Source organism: Meridianimaribacter flavus, from assembly GCF_004366715.1.
Lineage (GTDB): Bacteria > Bacteroidota > Bacteroidia > Flavobacteriales > Flavobacteriaceae > Gaetbulibacter_B > Gaetbulibacter_B jejuensis.
This window is the reverse complement of the sequence record NZ_SOQZ01000001.1, coordinates 195,279-219,059: the sequence shown is the minus strand read 5'-3', so window position 1 is coordinate 219,059 and position 23,781 is coordinate 195,279. Positions and strand designations below refer to the sequence as shown.

Here is a 23,781-nt window from a genome sequence, read left to right as displayed (position 1 = left end):
ATAGATAACTAAAAACAGCTACATATATTATGTATTGCTGTAAAAATAAGCATCTTTTTGAATTATATTGAAAAAACGGATGGTTTTTAAACGGTTTCCGAACCCGAGAAATGTGCTTCCAACTCTTTTAATGTGGCTTCACTAGTAACTAAGTCTTTCACTACTTCTCCTTTTTCGAGTACAACTATACGTTCGCAAACATCGGTAACATGAAGTAAATCATGACTAGAGATTAAAACCGTAATACCTTGTTTTTCGGCTAGGTTTTTAACTATAGCTTTTAGTCTTATTTGTGTCGTTGGATCAAGGTTTGCAAAAGGTTCATCTAAGATAATAACTTCTGGATTACCTATTAAAGCAGCAACAATACCAGCTTTCTTTTGGTTTCCTTTACTAAGGTCTCTTAAGTATTTCTTTTGGTTAAGTATTTCACCATGAAAGAAGTCTTCAAATTGTGCCACCAAAGCATCAACATCGGCTTTGTTTTGACCACGAAGTTCGCCAATAAAATAAAAGTATTCTTCTGGTGTTAGGTAGCCTATTAAAAAACTTTCATCAATAAATGCCGAAGTAAAAGGCTTCCAGTCTTCACTTTCATTTACTTTTATATTGTTGTTTTTTATGTAGCCTGTAGTAGGTTGAATTAAATCTAATAGCAAACTGAAATATGTGGTTTTACCTGCACCATTATTACCAACCAAACCAAAACTTTGACCTTTTGGAATATTTAAATCAGCAATGTTTAAAACAGATTTGCTACCGTAAGATTTTGAAAGATTAGAAGTTACAATCATAGTTTTTAGTTTTTAAGAATCTTGACTAAATGCGTCAATCATTTTATATTTTGAAGCCAAATATTTATCGACTATTAATTTCATTAATTTTTGATGGAAAACAATTCCTACAACACCTATAAGTGCTAATATTAAACAGGCTATTTCAAAGTTGGTCAACCAGTAAGAAACTCCAAAAATGACTAATGGCAATAGCATAAGCGGAAGCCCAATTAACCACTGAACAGCTCCTGTACCTTGATAATTAAACGCAGCACGTTGATTGAGGTCTATCTTTTTTCTGTTAAATGACCCTCCTAATAAAATCACATGTGTGTTTACACCAATGTTATATATTGCTGCAGCTACATGTGCTAACAGAATATTCCATCCAAAATACACATAAGGAATACTCAATACAAGCATAACAACCACACTAAAAGCCATTAAATTAAACTTAGATTTAAGGTATTGTTTGTATTGAATATTTTGACTCATTAACATTTTGTAATAGCCACTATCCCAAGCAGGAACGAATTGTCCAAAATTGATTAAGAAAATTCCCGTTACAAAAATGCCTACAAAACCAAAAATCCAAGGCATTTCGCTATAGGTTGGATTTGGATAGAAAAACAACCCATACAACAACCCAATAATTAAAATAAATACCGAAGAACGCGGACGCTTATTTCTCCAAATTAAACGTAAATCTAACTGCATAAAAGGTGCTGAGTCACCAAACTTTCTGGTCCACTCCAAATTAGAAGAATTTACTTCTTTAACATTTGATTTTAATGAGCTATCTAAAAACAGTTTTTTTCTTAGCATTTTAAAGTTTACAACATACAATGCTATCAAAATCAATATCGGAACTAACAATAAAACAGGATTGTTGTAAACACCATTTACTGCTTGCGCTACTAAATCGGTAAACGAAATAATGTTGAAATAGTTTAAAGCAAATAATCCTCCTGAAATTGCAATTACCGGAAGAAAAGACAATTCAGTTTCAGCCGAAAAACTTTCTAAAATAAAATTTAGAAAATTAATAATTAGCGTTATACAAAGTATGGTTAGAACCCAAACTAGGACAGAAACAGTTGGGTAGTCGTTTATTAACAGCATTATCCCAAAAGGAATAATGGCAAACATTGGTAAAAAGTTGAAAAAAGAAAAAGCAGATTTCCCCAACACATAGTTTACCACCTTACTGCGTTTAACAGGCAATGTCAACAAAGGTTTAACACTCATTACTGGTAGCTTCTGAAAAAAGAACCTCATGAGCACATCAACAATAATCCAATAAAAAATATAACTATTAACTATAAATAATGGATCTTGATCTGGAAATTGGTCTTTTAGAATCGGATAAATTGCTACTCCTACTATCAAAAACATTACTACAAAGTACAAGGCAAAAAACACAAGTAAAATATTTAACGCCATACTTTTTTGCCAATACGATGACCTAAAGTATTGTTTCCACTCAAGATTTAAAAAGTGTTTTAATTTCATTTTTTAAAGATTGGTTTAAACTGTTAGTAATATTAAAACACTTTTTGTTACAATCAAAACTTAATTACTTACTGCTTTTCTTACTTTTGTAAAAAAATAATTCATGGCGCAATTTCATAAACTCACAATAAAAGATATACAAAGAGAAACTGATAAATCTGTAACTATTAGTTTTCATATTCCTGAAACATTAAAAAGCGAATTCTCGTTTACGGCAGGACAATACATTACGTTGAGAACTACCTTAAATGGTAACGAAGTTCGTCGTGATTACTCCTTGTGTTCGTCGCCTAAAAGTGGTGAGATAAAAGTTGCTGTAAAAGAGGTAAAAGACGGTACATTTTCTGCCTATGCAAATAATGTATTAAAAGCAGGAGACACTATAGATGTTGCACCACCAAAAGGACATTTTACATTTGTTCCTAACGATAAAAAAACCAAAAACATAGCTGCGTTTGCTGCTGGAAGTGGTATTACTCCTATATTAAGTATTATAAAATGTGCTCTAGAAGAAGAAGTTCATAGTGAAGTGATTTTGGTTTACGGTAACAAAACTACACAAGACACTATGTTTCTAAACGAACTTTTAGAACTACAGCATAAATACAGCGAGCGTTTTTCTATCCAATTTGTGTTTAGTCAAGCTGATGAAGACGATGCTATTTTTGGTAGAATAGAAAAAAGCACAGTGAATTATGTTATGAAAAACAAACATAAAAACATAGATGTTGATGCTGTGTATTTATGTGGTCCAGAAGCTATGATTCACACCGTTAAAGATGTATTAACCGAAAACGGAATAGCAAAAGACCGAATTTTATTTGAACTTTTTAAAGCTGCAAAACCAACCGAAGTTGATAATAGCTCTATTGGTGAAGGACAAACAAAAATCACTGTAATTGTTGATGATGAAGAAGCAACTTTTGAAATGTCTCAAAAACAATCTATTCTTGAAGCAGCTTTAGATGAAGATTTAGACGCACCATATTCTTGCCAAGGCGGAATTTGCAGCAGTTGTTTAGCGCGAATTAAAGAAGGCGAAGCTACCATGCGCCAAAATAATATTTTAACCGATAATGAAGTTGCTGAAGGTTTAATTTTAACATGTCAAGCGCATCCTACAACACCAACAATTGTTGTGGATTATGATGATATTTGATTAATAGATTCAGATTTTAGACTGTTTCACCTTAAAAAAACACCTTGTTTTGTCATGCTGCACTACGATGCAGCATCCATTTATATTAATGTGTTTCAATGGGATTCCGCGTCAATCGTGTAATGACAAGTTTCTTTAAATAGACTCCTTGCCTACACAGGAATGACTGACTGTATTTTCTCTACAACTGTTTTAACAGGAATACTTCCAGCGGCATTTTTATAGTCTTCTGGGAATTTATTACCGTAAACCGACGTTGGAATTTTTGGGTATTGTGTTCTATCTGCTAATAAGCAAAAATCTTCTGGTTGGTTAAAAGGAGTAAAACCAGCATACGGATGTGTAACACCCCAAATTGTAATGGTTTTTACACCTAGCATCGCAGCAATATGAGCGTTACCAGAATCCATAGAAAGCATAACATCTAGGTTTGAAACAACATCCAATTCTTCATCAAGCGTTAATTTTCCTGCTAGATTAATAATGCCTTTTTCTTGAGATTCAAAATAGGTAAGTGTTTGTATTTCTTTTTTTCCGCCACCAAATAATAAAACAGTATACTTTTCAGCAAGTTGCTCTATCACTTCTTGCATTAAATCAAGCGGATACATCTTACTTTCGTGTGCAGCAAAAGGGGCAATACCAATGCGCTTTTTTTGCTCGTTTCCAATAGTTTCAATTACTTTTTTACTTAATGGCTTCTTTTCAGGAAAGTTAGGATTTGATAAATCTATCGGAAATCCTAATGTTTTAAAAACGTCGGCATATCGCTGATGTGTTGTTTTAAGTTGCTTGAATTCATGCCCTGAAACAAGGGCTTTCTTTTCAGCACGACCTTTATCTATTTGTACGGTTTTTATTCCGAAGAGAAGTGTTTTTAAAATATTAGAACGCAACACATTATGTAAGTCGGCAACAGCATCTATTTTTAATGCTTTTAACTCTTTAGACAATTTATAGAGCCCTAAAACGCCTTTGTGTTTATGTTTTACGTCAGCATGAAACACGCTAACATTTTTTAAATCTCTAAAAAAAGGTTTAAAAAAAGCGCGTGTTAATACGGTAAGTTTTACATCAGGATATTGCTGTGTAAACGCACGTAACACATTTACTGTCATAGCAACATCTCCCATTGCTGAAAGACGAATAACGAGTATGTGTTTAGGCGCATCTTGCATTAGATTGCTTTACTAGCAATGCTCTTTATTTACTAGCGCGAAGAACTGGGTTTAGCTCATCGTCGTTATACATTTTCATTTGCTTATACACTTTCATGTACTTGTCTCCGTTTTCAATATCCTTTAAAAGCGTATCAATTGCTGTAGAAAGATCTACACGTTGCTCTAAAAGCACGTCTAACTTCTTTTGGCAAGCTGCTCTGTGCGCATCACTAGCGTCAGTTCTTGTTGCCTCTATATTCATGTGATAAATTTTTAATGCTAAAATTGACAATCTATCAATTCCCCAAGCAGGACTTTCGGTATTTATCGTAGCGTCTGCTTTTGGAGTAACATCTTTATATTTATCTAAAAAGTAGCTGTCAATATATTCAACAGTATCTGTTCTATCTTGGTTTGAGGCATCAATTTTACGTTTTAAAGCTAATGCATCAACAGGATCGATATTTGGATCTCTAATAATGTCTTCGTAAGCCCATTGTACAGTATCAATCCAACATTTTCTGTATAATAAATGTGCAATGACATCTTCGTTTTTATCATACTTGTTAGTAAATGGTTGATCTACGGTATTTTTAATTTTGTAAGTGTTTATAGCATCTTGAAAAATGCTGTTGGCTTTATCTGAAAACATATTATGGTATTTTTATGACTGCAAATATAAGCCTATTTAATAACTTTACAGTTGTAAAAACACCAAAGCAGATGCACATCCATAATTTATCACTTCAAAATTCAATACTCAACACATTTATCTCTGAGATGCGAGATGAAAACATTCAAAAAGACCCATTGCGATTTAGAAGAAATATTGAACGAACAGGAGAAATTTTGGGTTACGAGTTAAGTAAGTCTCTTAACTTTAAAACACAATCTATCACTACTCCATTGGGCACTTCAGAAACTATGTTGATTAATGATGATATTGTGTTATGCTCTATTTTAAGAGCAGGAGTACCATTACATAATGGTTTGTTAAACTATTTTGATAAAGCTGAAAACGCATTTATTTCGGCTTACAGACATCATAAAGACAATCCTGAAAGTTTTGAAATCATTGTAGAGTATTTAGCATGTCCAAACCTGGAGGGCAAAACGCTTATTTTAGCAGATCCTATGCTTGCTACAGGACAATCTATGGTTGCAACTTTTGAAGCTTTAAAACCTTTTGGAACACCAAAAGATGTGCATTTAGTTAGTGTTATTGGCGCTCAAGAAGGTGTTAATTATGTTTCACAACATTTTGATGCTAACACGCATTTATGGATTGCTACTATTGATGAGAAACTAAACGAAAAAGGTTATATCATTCCTGGATTAGGAGACGCAGGTGATTTAGCTTTTGGAGCAAAACTACAGCACTAGACTTACAAAAGGCGTGATTATTAATATCCAAATTAATACTTCTTTGAACCATTTTTCAGAAGATACTTCAATATAATTTGTGAGTACAATAGACAATGGAGCGAAAAGGAAAATAAACTCTGCTCCTGTTTTAATAGGTGAAATGATAATGATAATAGCTGCAAGAAGTGTAGCTATTAAGATTAAAAAATATGATGGTTTTAAACTTTTTGCCTTGTTTTTAATATTTCGAACGTAGTAAAACAAAGACCAGACGAAATAAGACAAAATAATAGTTGAAGCGATTATAATTTGACCCGAATTTAAATTAGTGAAGTCTAAGCTTATTGTATAATCTATTGAGGCCACATAGTTGGAAATGTCATAACCTGTTGCTATTAGTACACTAGCTACTATTACTGCAACCGTTAGCACTCCTATTAATGGAATAATCCAGTTTTTAATATCGGTAATTCTAAAAAGAAATAGTGCTGCAAATATTAACACATAAAACAAACTCGACCAAAAAAAGAGTAACGTAGCTAGACTAATCCAAAACGCAGCATCAAAAAGTTTCTTTTTCATTTCTTTTTGACTTCGTAAGCTAATAATTCTTCTTAGTGCAAGTAAGACAAACAAATTAGCAATTAATATACTAGAGTTTAAAAATGTTTGAGGAATCATTATCATAAACAACGTAAAGAACAAAATCCTATAACTGTTTTTTTTAGTAAGATTGTTTTTGCTTGTAACAAAATCAAACACAAAAACCGATAACAAAACAACTCCAAAAAGTAGCAATTGCTTTAAAATAGCAACAAAATTTCCTGAAATATTAGCCATAAAAACTTTTGCTAGAGTAAAAGCCAGCAATAGTATGACACTTATAACAGCAAAATGTATTGGTTTTGCTTTGCTAAAAAAACTTGAAATCATTTATAATGTTTGTATATTTGCCTTGTAAATATATTGATAATCCTTTTTAAGCTTATATAAGAGCATTAATTTATACACAATGAAAGATTTTTTTTACGCAATACAAGATTTATTTGTAAATGTATTATTTACTCCACTTGATGGTTTAAGAGCACTTGAATTAGAAAATTGGTGGGCTGCAAATGGTCTTAACTGGATTTTTATGGTAATTTGTTTTGTAGCATTTGTTTACTGGATGGGTCAGCTTAAAAAATTCAACAATAACAACGAAGAAGACAAAAGCGTTACAGCTCATAGATATTTATAAATCGAAACCAATATCTTTTCGATAATACATCTTATCAAAATGTAGTTTTTCTATATTTTGATAAGATTTTTTTATGGCTTCTTGATACGTGTTTCCATAGGACGTTATTGCCATAACTCTACCGCCTGAGGTTACCACTTTTTCATCTTTTACAATTGCTCCTGCATGAAAAGGTATTGAATCAGTAATAGCTTCAATTCCTGTGATTTCTTTTCCTTTTTCATAACTTTCAGGATAACCACCAGAAACCAACATTACAGTTGTTGCTGCACGCTCGTCTATTTCAATATCTATTGTATGTAATGTCTCGTTTGAAATAGCTTGGAAAATTTCAACTAAATCATTTTTTAATCGTGGTAAAACTACTTCGGTTTCAGGATCTCCCATGCGTACATTGTATTCAATGACTTTAGGATCATCACCAACTTTAATCAAGCCAATAAAAATAAATCCTTTGTATGGCAAATTATCTTTTTGTAATCCTGCAACAGTTGGTTTTACAATACGTTCTTCTATTTTATTCAAAAACTCTGGTGTTGCAAATGGAACTGGAGATACAGCTCCCATTCCTCCTGTGTTCAAACCTGTATCGCCTTCGCCAATACGCTTGTAATCTTTTGCTGTTGGTAAAATCTTATAGTTTTTACCATCTGTTAGTACAAAGCAACTCAATTCAATACCATCAAGAAATTCTTCAATAACCACTTTTGAACTTGCGTTACCAAATTTTGCATCAACTAACATGTTTTTTAATTCGGCTTTAGCTTCGTTCAAATCATTTAAAATCAAAACACCTTTACCAGCTGCCAATCCATCTGCTTTTAATACATAAGGTGGATTTAAAGTTTCTAAAAACGCATAACCATCCTCAACATTACTTGCATTAAAACTTTGATAAGCAGCAGTAGGAATGTTGTGGCGCATCATAAACTCTTTTGCAAATTCCTTACTACCTTCAAGCTCAGCAGCAGCTTGTTGAGGTCCAATTACAGAAATATGTTTAAGTGCTTGGTCATTTAAGAAAAAGTCGTGAACGCCTTGTACCAATGGGTCTTCAGGACCAACAACAACCATGTCAATTTGTTTATCTAAAACTAAGGTTTTAATAGCAGAAAAGTCGGTAACTCCAATGTTTACATTTTGAGCAATTTCAGCAGTTCCTGAGTTACCAGGAGCTACATAAAGTGATTTACATAAAGGACTTTGGGCTATTTTCCAAGCGAATGTGTGTTCTCTTCCTCCAGAACCTAGGATTAAAATTGTCATAGTTTGTGTTGTTTGCCGCAAAAATAATTGCTTTTACGCTCAAAAAATAATTATTTTACAGAAAACATCTAATATGCTTTTCGTTTGAATTTATTTGACCTTTCATTACAACTCAACGGTTTTCCTATTAAAAAGGCAAGAGCTGTTTTAAAAGCTGTTCAACAACAAAATGACAACGAATTTAAGGCTTACATTGAACAAGAAAAACGAAACATTGTTAGCTATCATTTAAAGCATAATCCCTTTTACAAGAATTTATCCAAAACCGCAACTATTAAAGACTGGAATTCAATTCCTGTAATGACTAAAAGTGATTTGCAGCAACCCTTGGAGCAAAGACTCTCAAACGGTTTTAGTAAAAGTAATGTATACATTAATAAAACTTCTGGTTCTTCTGGAGACCCTTTTGTGTTTGCTAAAGATAAATTCTCACATGCGTTAACATGGGCTGTTATTCAAAACCGATTTGGATGGTTTGGTTTAGACTTCAACAAGTCCAAGCAAGCGCGTTTTTATGGTATTCCGTTAGATAAAAAAGGGTATTATAAAGAACGATTTAAAGACTGGTTAGGGCATCGTTATCGGTTTTCGGTTTTTGATTTAAGTGATGGTGCTTTTGAAAACTGCCTTAAAAAATTTAAAACATCTTCTTTTGATTACATTAACGGTTACACGAGTTCAATTGTTCAGTTTGCAAAGTTTTTAGAGCGAAAACAATTGGTTTTAAATACAGTCTGCCCAAGTTTAAAGGCTTGTATTGTAACTTCTGAAATGCTTTTTGAAGATGACAAAACACTTATTGAAACGCAGTTCGGTGTTCCTGTAATTAACGAATATGGCGCTTCTGAATTAGATTTAATTGCTTTTGAAAATAAAAACAACCAATGGCAGGTTAATAGTGAAACCTTGTTTGTTGAAATTTTAGATGAAGAAAACAACATATTACCAAACGGAAATGAAGGCAGAATAGTCATTACCTCATTATACAACAAAGCACATCCTTTTATTCGCTATGATATTGGAGATATTGGCATCCTTTCAAAAGAAAGCACAGCTAAAACACCTATTTTAAAACAACTTATTGGAAGAACCAATGACATTGCGATTTTACCAAGTGGTAAAAAAGCTGCTGGATTAACTTTTTACTACATCACCAAAAGTATTATTGAAGATGATGGCAATGTAAAAGAGTTTATTATTGAGCAATTACAGCATGATACTTTTAAAGTTATTTACGTAAGTAAAACCATTTTATCGGCTAAAAAAGAAGCGATAATTAAAGTAGAAATGGAGACTTATCTTGAAAAAGGGCTTCATATTATTTTTGAACGACAAGACGTTTTAAACCGCACAAAAAGTGGTAAATTGAAACAGTTTTCGTCATTTGTAAAACATAACACATGAACATTACCATAGTTGCTGGAGCACGTCCAAATTTTATGAAAATAGCACCAATAATTGAGGCTATCAAACAAAAGAAAAACAAAGGTTTTAATATAAACTTTCGTTTAGTGCATACAGGTCAACATTACGATAAAAATTTAAGCGATACGTTTTTTGAAGAATTAAACATCCCTTTTCCTGATGTTAATCTAGAGGTAAAAAGTGGCTCACAGGCTGAACAAACTGCAGGAATAATGATTGGTTTTGAAAAAGAACTAGCACAACACCCTTGTGACCTCGTAATAGTTGTTGGTGATGTTACCTCAACAATGGCTTGTACTATTGTTGCCAAAAAAGCTGGCATTGATGTTGCGCATATTGAAGCTGGAATTCGATCGGGTGATATGGCAATGCCTGAAGAAATAAATAGAATAGTAACTGATAGTTTAACCGATTATTTTTTCACTACCTCAACAATAGCTAATGACAATCTTAAAAATTTAGGTGTAAAAAATGAGCAGATTTATTTTGTAGGCAATGTGATGATTGATACGCTTAGAAAAAACGAATCGCACTTAAAGCAACCCAACATTTGGAACGAACTAGGTTTAAAAAACCAACAATACCTTGTGATAACGCTACATAGACCAAGTAATGTTGATGAAGAGCAACAATTAAAATCAATCGTTACCCAAATTGTAACTCTAGGAAAAGACTATCCAATTGTATTTCCTGTTCATCCAAGAACAAAAAAGCTATTGGAAGGTCTCAATTTAAACTTTGAAAACTTGCATTATATAAGTCCTTTAGGGTATTTGGAATTTAATTACTTAGTGAAACATGCTTTGGGAGTATTAACAGATTCTGGAGGAATAACCGAAGAAACTACAGTTATGAATATCCCTTGTATTACGCTTCGCGAAAACACTGAGCGACCTGAAACCTGTGATATTGGAACTAATGTCCTAGTTGGCAATGACCCTGAAAAAATTGAAACTGCGTTTAAAACCTTATTGTCTAACAACTGGAAACAAGGACAAACTCCTGAACTTTGGGATGGGAATGCAGCACAGCGAATTGCAAATCATATCATTGAAATTTATAATTTATAGTGTCAGATATTCTTATCATAACAAGTTATTTTCCACCTGAGACAGGAGCTGCTTCTAATAGGATTTTTCATTTGGCAAATGGCTTAGAACAGCATCATTTTAATGTTTCGGTAATCACACCTTTACCTAATTATCCTAAAGGAAAAATTTTTGACGCGTATAAAGGTAAATTCAGGCAGACTTCAACAGAAAACAATATCAAAATTCATCGTTTATGGATTTATGCAAGCAACTCTAAAAACAAGATTCTACGTTTATTTGCAATGCTATCGTATAGCTTTAGCTTAATCTGGTTTTTTATAAGCAATAAAATCCCAAACAAAGTTATTGTACAGTCTCCTCCTTTACTTGTTGCGTTTACATGTATGTTGTTTTTGCGTCGAAAAAAGAGAAAACTCATATTAAACGTAAGCGATTTATGGCCTATTGCAGGCTTAGAATTAGGAGCTTTTAAAAAGAATTTTAGTTATAGAGTTTTAGAACGAATTGAGCATTTCAACTATAAGAAAGCCGATTTAGTTTTAGGCCAAAGCAATGAGATTTTAAAACATGTTATGTCTTTATGTCCTAATAAAAATGTTTCCCTTTATAGGAATTTTCCTGATTTTAATCCTCCAACAATTGAAGAGGCTGTTTCTAATGAAAAAATAAAAGTGGTTTATGCTGGTTTACTTGGGATAGCCCAAGGTATTTATAAATTATGTGAACATCTAGACTATAGCAATATTGAGTTTCATATTTATGGCGCAGGAGCTGAAAAGGAAAAGATTGAAGCTTTTATTTCAAAAAACCCTAACCTGCCAATAACCTATCATGGAGAAATATCGAGAGAGTTACTTCATAAAGAGCTTTTAAAATACGATTTAACCATTATTCCTTTACTTAATAGGATTTATGGGTCAGTACCTTCCAAAATATTTGAATATGCTCGCTTAGGGCTTCCTATGGTTTATTTTGGTGGTGGTGAAGGCGAAACTGTTATAAGAAACTATAACTTGGGTTGGGTAGCAGAATCGAGTAATTATAAAGATTTAAACTCTGTTCTAAACAAGGTTAAAAAAGAAGATTTGACAATCACTTCTAAAACAATAATCCAAAAAACGGCATTACAGCATTTTAATTTTAATAAGCAATTAAATGAATTAATAGTTATAGTTTAATATGCTTTTTCTTCACCTTGAATTGCATTCATAAAGGTTTTGAAAATAATTTTAAGGTCTAAGAAAATAGACCAGTTTTCAATATAGAAAATATCATATTTAACTCGTCCTATTATGTCTTTATCTGTTTCTACTTCTCCTCTAAATCCACTTATTTGTGCTAAACCAGTAATACCTGGTTTAACAAAGTGACGAACCATAAATTTGTCAATCTTTTTCGCATACATGTTTGTGTGGCTAACCATGTGAGGTCTTGGTCCAACTACAGACATATCTCCAAATAACACATTAAAAAACTGAGGTAGTTCATCAATACTTGTTTTACGTATTATACGGCCTACCTTTGTTACTCTCATATCATTTTTTGTTGCCTGTTGTAAGTGAGCATCCTTATTAGGCATCATAGATCTAAATTTATAACAATCAAATTCTTTGTAATTAAACCCATTACGAGATTGCTTAAAAAACACAGGTCCTTTAGACTCTAGTTTAATAAGTAGTGCTATAATTGGTGTTAACCAAGAAAGAACGAATATTATCACCATACTTGAGAAAACAATATCAAACACTCGCTTTACTACCATATTTATTGAATCTTCTAGAGGAATGTTTCTAAGAGACAAAATTGGTATATAATCATAATAATCGTATTTAAGCTTTTTAGAATAAATCTCTTTATTATCTGGCAAAAACTTAAGTATTTTTAAGTTATTGTCTGCAAAATCAATAACTTCTCCTATTTGGTTGTTAGTTAATTCTGATATTGAACAGTATATTTCATCAATACCTTCATCAAGAATGAAACTGAAGCATTTTTCTAAGTTTATTTCTTTTTTCTCCTTAAATGAAAATGTCTTTTTATGAATGTATCCGTATTCAGGATTTTTATTGAAAAAATTCTCTAAAGCTAGGGTCTTTTTATTAGCTCCAAAGATTACTGTTTTTCTATAATTACCTCCAAAAGCTGTACGATATTTTTGAAGCAAATAATAAACCGTAAACTTAAAAATAGTTATAAGAGAAAAAACAGAAAAGACGTAGTTAATTACAACTTTAGGGTTAACTCCTACATCATTGCTATACCCAAAATAGGCAAAAACAATTAATAAAAATAATATTAATTGTCTAATTATCATTGATACCATTGTAACCTCTCTAGTGTACCTATATACATTATAAAATTTTGATGAAATAGATAATATAACCCAGGAGACAGAAATTATAATAGTAAAATGCTGATAAGCAATGAATGCTTTGAAAAAATACAATATTGCCAAACCATTAATTATACTCAAATCAATTAAGTAAGAAATTGGTCTTAAATACCCTGAATATCTACCTTGCTTAAACGTACTCAAATTATCGTTTTATGTGTTTAGAAAAGTCTTTATGTTCACTTTTATACAGCTCTTCTTCTGTAAGGCCTTTAAAATAATTAAATGTTAACTTCATCCCTTCATTCCTATCTACTTTTGGCTCCCAATTTAGTGTTTTCTTTGCTAAATCTATATTAGGTTGTCTTTGTAGTGGATCATCTTGAGGTAATGGTTTATAAACTATTTTTTGATTTGTTCCTGTGAGTTTTATTATCTCCTCGGCAAAATCTTTAATTGAAATTTCATTAGGATTACCAATATTTACTGGATACACATAGTCGCTAAACAATAGCTTGTAAATTCCTTCTATTTGGTCGGATACATAACAAAACGAACGTGTTTGAGAGCCATCTCCAAAAACCGTTAAATCTTCACCTCTTAGTGCTTGACCAATAAAAGCAGGTATTACCCTTCCGTCATTTAATCGCATTCTTGGTCCATAGGTATTAAATATCCTCACAATGCGCGTTTCTAAACCGTGAAATCTATGATATGCCATTGTTATAGATTCTTGAAAGCGTTTTGCTTCATCATAAACACCTCTTGGGCCTATTGTGTTAACGTTGCCGTAATAACCTTCAGATTGGGGATGTACCAATGGGTCTCCATAGACTTCAGAAGTTGATGCAATTAATATTCTTGCATTTTTAGCTTTAGCTAATCCAAGAAGGTTATGTGTTCCTAAAGAACCGACTTTTAGAGTTTGTATTGGAATTTTTAAATAATCTATTGGGCTTGCTGGTGATGCAAAATGAAGAATATAATCTAACTCACCTGACACATGTACAAACTTAGAAACATCATGATGATAAAACTCAAAATGTTCTAGAGGAAATAAATGCTCTATATTTTTTAAGTCCCCTGTTATAAGATTATCAATTCCTATAACGTGAAATCCTTCGTTTATAAATTTATCACAGAGATGCGAACCAAGAAATCCTGCAGCTCCTGTTATTAATATTCTTTTCATAAATTATTTAACAGTGACTCTACCAATTGAGTTATAGTAAAACCCTTCTCCTTTCATTTCTTGAATATCATATAGATTTCTACCATCAAAAATAACAGGTCTATTCATGTTTTTTTTAAGCTTATTAAAATCTGGTGTTCTAAATATACTCCATTCTGTACAGATAATCAATGCATCTACATCTTTTGTTGCATCATACATGTTATTTGCATAATTTAAAGTGTCTCCAAACTTTCTTTTAATATTAGGCATCGCTTCTGGGTCAAAAACATTAAGCTTTGCTCCTCCAGCAAGAAGTTTTTCCATCATGTAAATAGAAGGTGCTTCTCTAATATCATCGGTTTCTGGCTTAAATGCTAATCCCCAAACAGCAAAAGTTTTACCGTTTATATCATTATTATAATATGATTCAATCTTAGGTATTAAGATTGTTTTTTGGGTATTGTTAACACTAATAACCGAATTAAGGATATCAAACGTATAATCACTGTCTTTACCTGACTTGTGAAGTGCTTTAACGTCTTTTGGAAAACAAGAGCCACCATAACCTATTCCTGGAAAAAGGAATCGCTTACCAATTCTAGAGTCGGTTCCCATACCACGTCTTACCATATCAACATCTGCACCAACTTTCTCACAGAAATTGGCAATTTCGTTCATAAAAGTAATTTTAGTAGCCAAGAACGAGTTAGCAGCATATTTAGTAAGCTCAGCAGACTTTTCGTCCATTACTATAATTGGGTTACCAGATCTTACAAAAGGTTTATAGAGCTTTTGCATTAAAGCTGTTGCTCTTTCTGAACTTGATCCAATTACAATACGCTCAGGTTTTAAAAAGTCATCAACTGCAAAACCTTCTCTTAAAAACTCTGGGTTTGACACTACATCAAAGTCAACGTTAGTTTCTTTTGCCATAACCTCAGTCACCTTATCAGCTGTACCAACAGGCACTGTACTTTTATCTACTATAACTTTGTACTCTCTTATAAGTTTTCCTATATCTTTTGCTGCACCCAATACATATGAAAGATCTGCAGAACCGTCTTCATCTTCAGGTGTTGGTAATGCTAAAAAGATAATGTCTCCATGCTCAATACCTTCTTCTAGTGAAGTTGAAAACTTAAGTCTTTGGGCCTTTATATTTCGTTCAAAAAGCACGTCCAAATGCGGTTCATAGATTGGAACTATACCTTCTTGCATTTGTTTTACTTTTTCTTCATTTATGTCTATACAAAGAACTTCGTTACCTGTTTCTGCTAAACATGTTCCTGTAACTAAGCCAACGTATCCTGTTCCTATTACTGATATTTTCATTTAATTTAATTCTGGTTTAAATACCATTTTTTTATTGTTTTATCTAAACTACTTGAATAAAAAATCGAATCATCTTGGGTTTCAATTTTTAAAACACTTCGTTTATGAATGCTTAACTTCTGTTTAAGCTTTAGGTCTTTCTTATTAATTATATATATATCTCCATTCCAACTCCCACAAACAAGATTCTCTTTAGAGTTTATAAAAGTGTTAATAAAATTATCACTGATTTTTGTTTGCTCTTCTTTATTGGTTTCAATATTAACTTTTTTGAGTATCCCTGAGTTTGTAGATAAAAATATTGTTTCTCCATCAATAAAAAAATCGGTGATTAACTCATTACCATCATAAATTAATTCATTTTGGTAATTATTTATGTTGTATTTATAAACCTTTCCTTTATCTGTACAGTATAATAGAGCTCCTTCTTCATAAACCATTTTCCTAGAAAATGTATTTAAACTTATCTCTGCTATTTTTAAAAATTTAGGTTTTTTTGAATAATTAACTATGATTATTTTTTCACTTATTAAACTAAGTATGAATAAGTTTAATTCAGGTAAAATAACGGCGTCTATAATTTTTCCTTCATCGTTATAAAAAACACTTTCAAAACGGTCCTTCTTTTTGTCATAGAATCTTACTGAAGACACATTGTTAACTAATTCATTGGACACTGTAATTATAGTATTGGGCTTATTATCTTGTAAAAACTTAAGGCCATATCCTCCAATAAAGTAGTCTTTAGTTGTCTTTGTTTTTATATCTTTTAAATAGGCATTTCTTTTTTTTATGTAAATGATAGAATCTTTTTGTACTATAAAATCTCGAATACCAAAATCTGTCTTTATAACAGTTTCGGACTCTTGTGAGAATGCAATAGTTGCTATTAGTCCAAATAGAAATATTAACTTAAATTTCTTCATTTTCTACTGCAACTAAATAATAATTATACATAAATGAAAAGTAAACAATACCATGATGCCTATCTAATAGGTTTTCAATATAAAACACCAATACTATAATAACTGTCCAACCTAAAAACTCCCTGATTTTTGATTTTTGTGATTTAACATTAACTTTTTTAAACATGTTTATCATAAAAAGAAAAAAGATTGAAACTCCAACTAAGCCGTACTTCATTAAAAAAGAAAGGTACTGATTGTGGCTATTTAAGTCAGAATCTAAGAAATAATATTTACCGCTTAGGTAATGATTATAGTTAAGTAAGTCTTTCTCTGATGATTTTAAATTACCAAAGAAGGGGTTATTTTCAAAAATCTTAAAGGACTCTTCCCATATTTGTAACCTAAAATCTAAAGCCTTCTCATAATTAACTGATGCTTTAGTATTAAACACTACAAAAACAATAATAATTCCTATTAAAAAAGGAATATGAAATTTTATGTTTTTTTTATTTACTTTAGGTAAGGCTTGGACAACAAACAAAAGCGCAAAAATGACCATAGAAGCCTTACTGTCTAAAGAAAATACAAACCAAAAGAGTAAGCTAATTATTATTAATATAAATAGCTTAGTATTTATTTTTAGTTTATTTTTTGACAATAACTTAATTAACATGAGATTAACTAAGGTTAACAGATAAATTGATAAATAGGTGTGATGAATATCTAAAAATCTTAAAAAAGCATATTTATCAAATGGTATTTTATTTATCACACTCAAAGCAAACACCTCTATAATTGCCACTAGACTCCCAATTAACAATGCATAAAAAGGCAACTTATTTTCCTTTTTGTTTCCCATTATAAAGGGTATGATAAATAATAAAGTAAAATGTGAAAACTGTTTTTCAAAAAAAACGAAAGTGTGCCTTAAATTGGTTTGTATAATTGAGTTTATAATTATATAAACTAAAAAAACAAATCCTATTATAACACTGTGTTTTAAAGCTTTTGAACCATACTTTAGCTCTTTATGATAAATTGACTGAATAATCTTTAAAACAATAGAGGCAATTAACGTAAACGTACTCAAGTTGATTGAAAGGGGTAGCAGAAACATTGATAATGTTAATGCCAAAAAAGAATAGTCTCCTTTTTTGACAACTAGTTTTATTATGTCTAGTGGCTTATTTAACATTATTTATTTATATCGATTTTTTAAAGTATTTTAATTTAAAAACTTCTAAAAGAAAAAGAGGGGTAGAATAAAGGTATCGTTTTGTTAACCTCCAAGCAGTGAAACTTCTATATAGCCATTCCATCTTTAAATTTATAACCCATTGTGGTGCTCTTTTTTTTGTTTCGGCTATAAAATCAAAAACAGCACCTATAGAGCAAATGATGTTAGCATCTATACTTTCTTTATTATCAAAAACCCATTTTTCTTGTTTAGGAGCTGTCATTCCAACGAATAACACATCTGGTTTAAACGCGTTAATTTTTGATACCATTTGTGCGTTATCCTCCTTTGAGAAAACCGGTTTAAATGGTGGCGAATAAAAACCAAACGCTACATTTTTATATTTTTGAGTTTGTTTGTTTTTGATAATGTCTAATGTTTCCTGGCTTGCTCCTAAATAAAAACATTTAAGACCTCTTTTTTCTGATAGATCTAATAAATAGTCATGAATGTCTGCTCCTGCTATCTTTTTAATTTTTTCGCCTTTCAACTTTTTTGCCATCAAAACAACACCTTCTCCATCTGGCAATAAAATATCACTACTTACCAATGCTTTTTTAAACTTTGAATCGTTTTTTGCTACTATATAAGAATGCGCATTTATTGTGTTTACAATAGTCTTTTTGTCTTTTTCAACAGTTAGACTATTAATATCTGACGCATAAATGTTATACTCTTTTATTTTAACTGATTTGGGCATTAGCTTGAAGTTAATATGTCTGTTAGTTTTCTTTCAAAGACATCAATAGTGTATTTACTTAAATATTCCTCTCTACAAACCTTATAATTATCAGTAGATTGGTAATTTACTATCATTTTCTTTAAGTCTTCAAAAATAAGTTCTTTATTGCTGATTACACCTATTTTAGCATTAATAATTTTTGAAACCGCACCTGCATTAAAACCTAAAATTGGCAAACCATAAGATAATGCCTCTAGTACAGAAATAGGAAACACTTCTTTTTTATATCTTGAAGGAAAAACAAATATGGTTGCGTTTGAAAACAACGATTTCTTTTTCTCACCTTGTACTAAACCATGAAATGTAGCATATTCTTGCAGGTTATATTCTTTTACATAGTTATTAAAAAACTGCTCATCTTCATTTGTTGCCCAACCTCCTGCAAAGTTAAACTCTATATTGTCTAAACCTGATTCTTTTACTTTTCTTACAGTTTCTAAAATAGTATCATAGCCTTTTTCTTTTATCATATTTGAAAGATACAAAACAGATGCTTTATTACTAGATACTCTTTGAGACACAACATTTAAAAAATCTTCCTTGTTTAAAGTAGTTTCTACACCATTATTTATAAAAACCACATTTTTATAGGTGTTAACCTGCCTTATTTCACTTTTCATTAGTTTAGAGATTAGCAGAATTGTTGTGTTTTTTAAAAGGAAATTAGTTAATTTTTTATTTATGCTAGATTGTGATACAAAACTATCTATTCCCTTTGCGTGATAGTGGTAAAACAAGCTTGTTTTACTCAATTTCCTGTAAATTTTAATAGGAACTGAAACCACTAAATCTCTATAAAAAGCAAAACCATAAGGTGATGCTGTGTAATATATTATTTGAGGTCTAAACCATAATAAGCTCCAGCAAATTTTAAAAAACAACTCAATGAAATATAAAATCTTTTTACCATTAAACTTACCAATAACATCGATACTGTCTGAAGATTTTATTTTTATAAATTTAGCATCCAGTTCTTGACTTATAATTGAGCTATTTAAAATAGAGTCTCCTACTTTTGAAGCACCATGAACTGGTGGCGAATAGTGTAAAATAAAAAGAGCTTTATTCATTTTATTTTAAAGAGTTATAAATGCTTATTACTTTTTTTGCCTTTTTATCCCAAGTATAATTATTAACTATTTCATTATGATTAACCAATCCTATTTTATTTATTAAATCTGAGTTATTATAAAGCTTCTTAAGTTTTGAAGCCATTGAATTGATAAGCTCCATTTTATTCATTCTATTATCATACTCCACCAACTGATTTTCTGTTTCTTCTTTCAAAAATTGTTTTGGTCCACCTGTATTTAATGCTAAAACAGGTAAAAAATTAACCATAGCTTCCAAGATTACAAATCCTGCACTCTCTAAGGTTGGAAACAAGAAAACATTAGCTTTAGAAAAATAATTCATAACTTCTTTTTGCGGAATATTACCTAAAAATTGTACGTTTTTATAAATATTTAAAGTTTTACACTTCTCAATTAATGCATTTTTTTGACTTCCTTCTCCTATTATCGTTAGTATTATTTTTTCTTTCTCATTCTCTGGTATGCTCTTGAGAAATTCAGCAAATACTGAAATAGTGAAATGGAAATTTTTAATATACATTAATCTGCCTACTGATATTATATTAAAAGTTTCTTTAGATATTCTCTTCTTTTTAGCTTGATATATTGCTTCGTCAATTTGTTTTTGGCTCAAGGCTATTGCAGGAAAACTAATGAACTTGTGTTGTAGTTTATGTTTAAGTTTAAGCTTATTTTTTACATTATTATTTATTCCTATTATTTTACTTGACTGCTTTTTACATATCATAAAAAAAGGGTCAAATGTTCTGTAAAAAGTCTGTAAAAAAATCCTTATTCTCTCAATTACCTTTTCTTTTCTTGAATTTAAAAATATTGAATTAACACGGCTATGACTTCCTATAGGCCCCCAAATAAAATGATTGTATTTTGTTTTAAACAACACAAAAAGTGATGGTAACCAATCATTTACAAAAGTAAGATGATGAATAATATAAAAGCTGTTTTTTTGTTTTCTTAATTTAATGTATGCCCCTAACATCCATAAATAATAATAAATTCTTAGCAGATTAAACCTTTCTTTTAATCTTATAAAAATTTGAGGAAGTTCGTAGTAAAAAAACTCTAAATTATCAGGGATAGTTTCTTTTTCTATATACGTTTTATAATAACTCCTTGTAGCTACTAAGTATTTGTATTGAGAGTTATTTGCTAGCTCAGAAACCATGTTCCATCCAACTCCAGGTTCAGAGCCCCTGTGAGGTTGACAGGCATATGCACATATTAGAATTTTACTTTTATTTTGCATTGCTTAATTGTTATGCCAAAGAGATAAATCTTTATTTAATAGCTTTTCAAGCTTGACAATATCTTCTACAAAATAAGGTTTTAATAATTTTATGTCTTCTTGTGAAATTGCAACTGGTTCTATGTTTACTTGAGACACTTTTTGCTTTAAACCTCTTGGTATAAGCTTTTTTATAAACATCACTAAAGGTGATTTGTTTAAGATTATCTTTTGTAGAAAGGGTGATTTAGCGTTTCCAGATTTATTATGAACTTTATCTCCTTTTAAGTCTTGGTCTTCTAAACCTAAAAAAGCAAGTATTTCTTTTAGCTCTTTTTGAGGGTCTTTAATAAACTCTTCAAAAATTATAATTTTTAAATTCTCTTTATCAATATTGTCTTTATAAAACTTTACTTGATTGTAGTATTTAGATATCTCAGTATATTGCCAAACCCATTCCCAATTATTTTTTTGCCTATCTTTTTGAGCGCTAATAGCCTGATTTAAAGGAAGCGTTTCTCTTAGGTCTCTCTTAAGGTGAGAATACATAGAAAAAGCACTTTTAACTGGGTTTCTTAAAAGAATTATAATCTTAGGCTGTTCATCTTTATACAAGTCATTAATGCTGCTAATTGTTTCTTTATAATAGTAAAGATAATCTACGGAAGCATCACACAAAAACTGACCTGCTTTTGCTTTTTTAAATAAATCTGAATACTCTTTTAATGAAGTGGTCATTTCAATATTTACAACATGATCTCCTGGACCATTAAAGTTTGGCGTCATCTTTGAAAGGTATCTGCACTCTTTAACCTTTGGTATAAAAATATCAGAATGTTTAGAGAGGTATTGACTTAAAGATGTTGTACCACATTTTGCTCCACCAACTATTAAAAAATCTGGTATATTGTAGTTGCTATTTTCTTTTTTAATAATCATTTTTCTTTCTAGATAATTTAAAATAAACTTCTACCAAAATTCTGAATACTAATGCAAAAGACCTGCTAGCAAAATTCATACCTGCATTTTTTCTTGCGATATAATTTTCAGATAAAATCTTCTTAAATTTTAAATTTCCACTAATTCCTCCTAATCTAAAATTAGATAAAACTTGAGGTATATAATGAAATTTATTTTTATTGTCTAAGTAATTTGTTAAAGTAAATTGGTAATCAGAAACAGACCTTAATTGGGTATTATATTGATAATGTTTATAAATATCTTTATGTACAAACATAGTTGGATGATTTAAAACCATACCATAATATTTAATCAAAAAAGGATTGTTTTTAGCTTTTTTTAATTTTATATCTCCGTTTAATTTAATACAGTTTTTATCACCGTGAAATATTTTTTTCTCTTTGTTTTTTATGTATGCATTTACTACTTGCTCAACTGTATTGTTTTCATACCAATCATCACTATTTACTATTCCTATTAGTTCCCCAGAGGCCATTTTGATTCCTTTATTCATAGCATCATACAAGCCATTGTCTGGTTCACTTACCCATTTTGAAATAGTTTTTTCATTGTCATTTATTATATCAATTGTTTTGTCAGTAGAGCCTCCATCAATAATTATGTACTCAACGTTTTTGTAAGTTTGCTTTTTTATACTGTTTATGGTTTGTTGTAGGTAAGCTTCACCATTATATACTACAGTTATAATACTAATTTTAGGAGTTTCTATCATTTTAATAAATTATTAATTTCCTCATCATTCATTTCTCTGTTTTTTTTATTTAACACAGTGCCTATTGCCATCCATAAAAAAATAAAAATTGGAGTAAATCTTGGCCTAAATGAAATTATACTTAAAATGGTTATAATTAATATGAAAACTCCTAATCTTCTTGTGAATTTATTTTTTGACTTGAAAATACCTAAATAAACACCATACAACATAAAATATAAGTGTAAGAAAAACATAATAAAACCTCCTTTTAATATCATTTGAAGGTAACCTACTTCAATTGTAATTCTCTCCGGTTCATCTCCTTTCCAGCCTGTATTACCTTTCAGATGATAATATCTTGTTGTTCTTTCAAAAAAATCACTGTAGTATGTACCGAGAGAACCTCTTCCATAATAATATTCATTTTTATTAAGCTCTGTAAAAAGTTCTGTAAATAAAAAGGTTCTAGAGTCCTGATATTCCACGAGTAAGTTAACTGTATCCGCAAAATAGGCATACCCCATTAAAAAAATAACTAAAAGAACTAAAACATAAATAATAATAACCTGCCAGAAAAGTAATTTTCTTAAATTAACTTGGCTTGCTTTATCTATTAGAACAAAAGTTATGGATAATGCAAAGAAAATATAATCTACTCGGTGGCTTGTAGCATCAGTTATAAACAAATATGCTATAGTCGCTAAAAAAAAAAGTGTTTTATTTAATATATTCGACCTATAGAAAAAAACTATAAAAGCTAAATTAACAGGTCTTAATAGCCATGACCATTGAGGATATTTGAATGGGAATATAAAGCTTAAAAAAAAGAAGAAAACCATTAAACCCAACATAAAACTTATTGCTTTATATGCCTTGGACCAATTACTTAAATTTACTCCTATAATTAAAAAAAGTGGCGTTAACCATGCTGGTGCCATGTAGATGTTTCCTAAATTAGTAATCCAATCCTGTAAGTTCAACGAAAAACCTCTGATAATAGTTATAACACACCAGAGAATTAATAAAAAATATATAACTCTGGGTGTTCTATTTATTTGTTTGAGCTTTTTTATGTTCTTAGCACTAAAATAAATAAGTAAGGCCAAA

At 30.6% G+C, this 23,781-nt stretch carries 23 protein-coding genes; 6 read left to right on the top strand and 17 right to left on the bottom strand.

What is annotated here, in order from left to right:
• Positions 1 to 86: 86 nt before the first annotated feature.
• Both A8975_RS01005 and A8975_RS01000 read right to left on the bottom strand, forming a co-directional pair.
• Positions 87 to 794, bottom strand: a complete 708-nt coding sequence (locus A8975_RS01005) for an ABC transporter ATP-binding protein (RefSeq protein WP_131506348.1) — start codon at positions 792 to 794, stop codon at positions 87 to 89.
• 12 nt (positions 795 to 806) lie between these two features.
• Positions 807 to 2,288 (bottom strand): DUF5687 family protein, encoded by a 1,482-nt coding sequence (locus A8975_RS01000; RefSeq protein WP_134198368.1) that lies wholly within the window; start codon positions 2,286 to 2,288, stop codon positions 807 to 809.
• 103 nt (positions 2,289 to 2,391) lie between these two features.
• On the opposite strand from A8975_RS01000, the gene A8975_RS00995 reads away from it, so the two are divergent.
• Complete coding sequence (locus A8975_RS00995; RefSeq protein WP_134198367.1) at positions 2,392 to 3,447, top strand: ferredoxin--NADP reductase; 1,056 nt, start codon at positions 2,392 to 2,394, stop codon at positions 3,445 to 3,447.
• Positions 3,448 to 3,599: 152 nt separating this feature from the next.
• On the opposite strand, the gene A8975_RS00990 is transcribed toward A8975_RS00995, so the two are convergent.
• Both A8975_RS00990 and A8975_RS00985 read right to left on the bottom strand, forming a co-directional pair.
• Positions 3,600 to 4,625 (bottom strand): glycosyltransferase family 9 protein, encoded by a 1,026-nt coding sequence (locus A8975_RS00990; protein ID WP_243832926.1) that lies wholly within the window; start codon positions 4,623 to 4,625, stop codon positions 3,600 to 3,602.
• 25 nt (positions 4,626 to 4,650) lie between these two features.
• A complete protein-coding gene (locus A8975_RS00985) occupies positions 4,651 to 5,259 on the bottom strand; it encodes a DUF4254 domain-containing protein (protein WP_134198366.1) in 609 nt (202 codons plus the stop codon).
• Positions 5,260 to 5,330: 71 nt separating this feature from the next.
• On the opposite strand from A8975_RS00985, the gene upp reads away from it, so the two are divergent.
• Positions 5,331 to 5,990 (top strand): uracil phosphoribosyltransferase, encoded by a 660-nt coding sequence (upp, locus tag A8975_RS00980; RefSeq protein WP_134198853.1) that lies wholly within the window; start codon positions 5,331 to 5,333, stop codon positions 5,988 to 5,990.
• On the opposite strand, the gene A8975_RS00975 is transcribed toward upp, so the two are convergent.
• Positions 5,979 to 6,905 (bottom strand): DUF6427 family protein, encoded by a 927-nt coding sequence (locus tag A8975_RS00975; protein WP_134198365.1) that lies wholly within the window; start codon positions 6,903 to 6,905, stop codon positions 5,979 to 5,981. The two genes, upp and A8975_RS00975, sit on opposite strands and share 12 nt — an antisense overlap.
• A gap of 79 nt (positions 6,906 to 6,984) precedes the next feature.
• Here A8975_RS00975 and A8975_RS00970 point away from each other — a divergent pair, with 79 nt between their 5' ends.
• Complete coding sequence (locus A8975_RS00970) at positions 6,985 to 7,212, top strand: DUF6341 family protein (protein WP_129759749.1); 228 nt, start codon at positions 6,985 to 6,987, stop codon at positions 7,210 to 7,212.
• Here A8975_RS00970 and purD read toward each other — a convergent pair.
• Complete coding sequence (gene purD / locus A8975_RS00965; RefSeq protein WP_134198364.1) at positions 7,207 to 8,478, bottom strand: phosphoribosylamine--glycine ligase; 1,272 nt, start codon at positions 8,476 to 8,478, stop codon at positions 7,207 to 7,209. The two genes, A8975_RS00970 and purD, sit on opposite strands and share 6 nt — an antisense overlap.
• Before the next feature lie 84 nt (positions 8,479 to 8,562).
• On the opposite strand from purD, the gene A8975_RS00960 reads away from it, so the two are divergent.
• From A8975_RS00960 to A8975_RS00950, 3 genes are read left to right on the top strand one after another with little or no spacing between them, the layout of a single operon-like run.
• Complete coding sequence (locus tag A8975_RS00960) at positions 8,563 to 9,882, top strand: phenylacetate--CoA ligase family protein (RefSeq protein WP_134198363.1); 1,320 nt, start codon at positions 8,563 to 8,565, stop codon at positions 9,880 to 9,882.
• On the top strand, positions 9,879 to 10,973 hold the full coding sequence (gene wecB, locus A8975_RS00955; RefSeq protein ID WP_134198362.1) for a non-hydrolyzing UDP-N-acetylglucosamine 2-epimerase: 1,095 nt from the start codon (positions 9,879 to 9,881) through the stop codon (positions 10,971 to 10,973). The genes A8975_RS00960 and wecB overlap by 4 nt, the downstream gene beginning before the upstream one ends.
• On the top strand, positions 10,973 to 12,133 hold the full coding sequence (locus A8975_RS00950) for a glycosyltransferase family 4 protein (RefSeq protein WP_166667426.1): 1,161 nt from the start codon (positions 10,973 to 10,975) through the stop codon (positions 12,131 to 12,133). The genes wecB and A8975_RS00950 overlap by 1 nt, the downstream gene beginning before the upstream one ends.
• Here the strand turns inward: A8975_RS00950 and A8975_RS00945 are convergent.
• The 11 genes from A8975_RS00945 to A8975_RS00895 are packed head-to-tail and all read right to left on the bottom strand — an operon-like array spanning position 12,130 to position 23,612.
• Entirely contained in the window at positions 12,130 to 13,491 is a 1,362-nt protein-coding gene (locus tag A8975_RS00945; protein WP_131506356.1) for an undecaprenyl-phosphate glucose phosphotransferase, read from the bottom strand. The two genes, A8975_RS00950 and A8975_RS00945, sit on opposite strands and share 4 nt — an antisense overlap.
• Position 13,492: 1 nt before the next feature.
• Positions 13,493 to 14,479: a UDP-glucuronic acid decarboxylase family protein gene (locus tag A8975_RS00940; protein ID WP_134198361.1), complete on the bottom strand. Its 987-nt coding sequence runs from the start codon at positions 14,477 to 14,479 to the stop codon at positions 13,493 to 13,495.
• 3 nt (positions 14,480 to 14,482) lie between these two features.
• The gene (locus A8975_RS00935) at positions 14,483 to 15,793 is read right to left on the bottom strand and encodes a UDP-glucose dehydrogenase family protein (RefSeq protein ID WP_131506358.1); all 1,311 of its coding nucleotides are present in this window, start codon (positions 15,791 to 15,793) and stop codon (positions 14,483 to 14,485) included.
• A 5-nt stretch (positions 15,794 to 15,798) separates the two neighbouring features.
• Positions 15,799 to 16,719 carry a hypothetical protein gene (locus tag A8975_RS00930; RefSeq protein ID WP_131506359.1) on the bottom strand — a complete coding sequence of 307 codons (921 nt, stop codon included), beginning with the start codon at positions 16,717 to 16,719 and terminating at the stop codon, positions 15,799 to 15,801.
• On the bottom strand, positions 16,706 to 17,896 hold the full coding sequence (locus A8975_RS00925; RefSeq protein ID WP_134198360.1) for an O-antigen ligase family protein: 1,191 nt from the start codon (positions 17,894 to 17,896) through the stop codon (positions 16,706 to 16,708). The genes A8975_RS00930 and A8975_RS00925 overlap by 14 nt, the downstream gene beginning before the upstream one ends.
• 7 nt (positions 17,897 to 17,903) lie before the next feature.
• Positions 17,904 to 18,638 carry a WecB/TagA/CpsF family glycosyltransferase gene (locus A8975_RS00920; protein WP_131506361.1) on the bottom strand — a complete coding sequence of 245 codons (735 nt, stop codon included), beginning with the start codon at positions 18,636 to 18,638 and terminating at the stop codon, positions 17,904 to 17,906.
• Positions 18,638 to 19,750 (bottom strand): glycosyltransferase family 4 protein, encoded by a 1,113-nt coding sequence (locus A8975_RS00915; RefSeq protein WP_134198359.1) that lies wholly within the window; start codon positions 19,748 to 19,750, stop codon positions 18,638 to 18,640. The genes A8975_RS00920 and A8975_RS00915 overlap by 1 nt, the downstream gene beginning before the upstream one ends.
• A 1-nt stretch (position 19,751) precedes the next feature.
• Positions 19,752 to 21,020, bottom strand: a complete 1,269-nt coding sequence (locus tag A8975_RS00910; RefSeq protein ID WP_134198358.1) for a glycosyltransferase family 4 protein — start codon at positions 21,018 to 21,020, stop codon at positions 19,752 to 19,754.
• A gap of 3 nt (positions 21,021 to 21,023) precedes the next feature.
• Positions 21,024 to 21,938 (bottom strand): sulfotransferase family protein, encoded by a 915-nt coding sequence (locus tag A8975_RS00905; protein WP_134198357.1) that lies wholly within the window; start codon positions 21,936 to 21,938, stop codon positions 21,024 to 21,026.
• Positions 21,928 to 22,692 (bottom strand): glycosyltransferase family 2 protein, encoded by a 765-nt coding sequence (locus tag A8975_RS00900; RefSeq protein ID WP_134198356.1) that lies wholly within the window; start codon positions 22,690 to 22,692, stop codon positions 21,928 to 21,930. Before A8975_RS00900 ends, A8975_RS00905 begins: the two co-directional genes overlap by 11 nt.
• A complete protein-coding gene (locus A8975_RS00895) occupies positions 22,689 to 23,612 on the bottom strand; it encodes a hypothetical protein (protein ID WP_131506366.1) in 924 nt (307 codons plus the stop codon). Before A8975_RS00895 ends, A8975_RS00900 begins: the two co-directional genes overlap by 4 nt.
• Between the last annotated feature and the right edge of the window lie 169 nt (positions 23,613 to 23,781).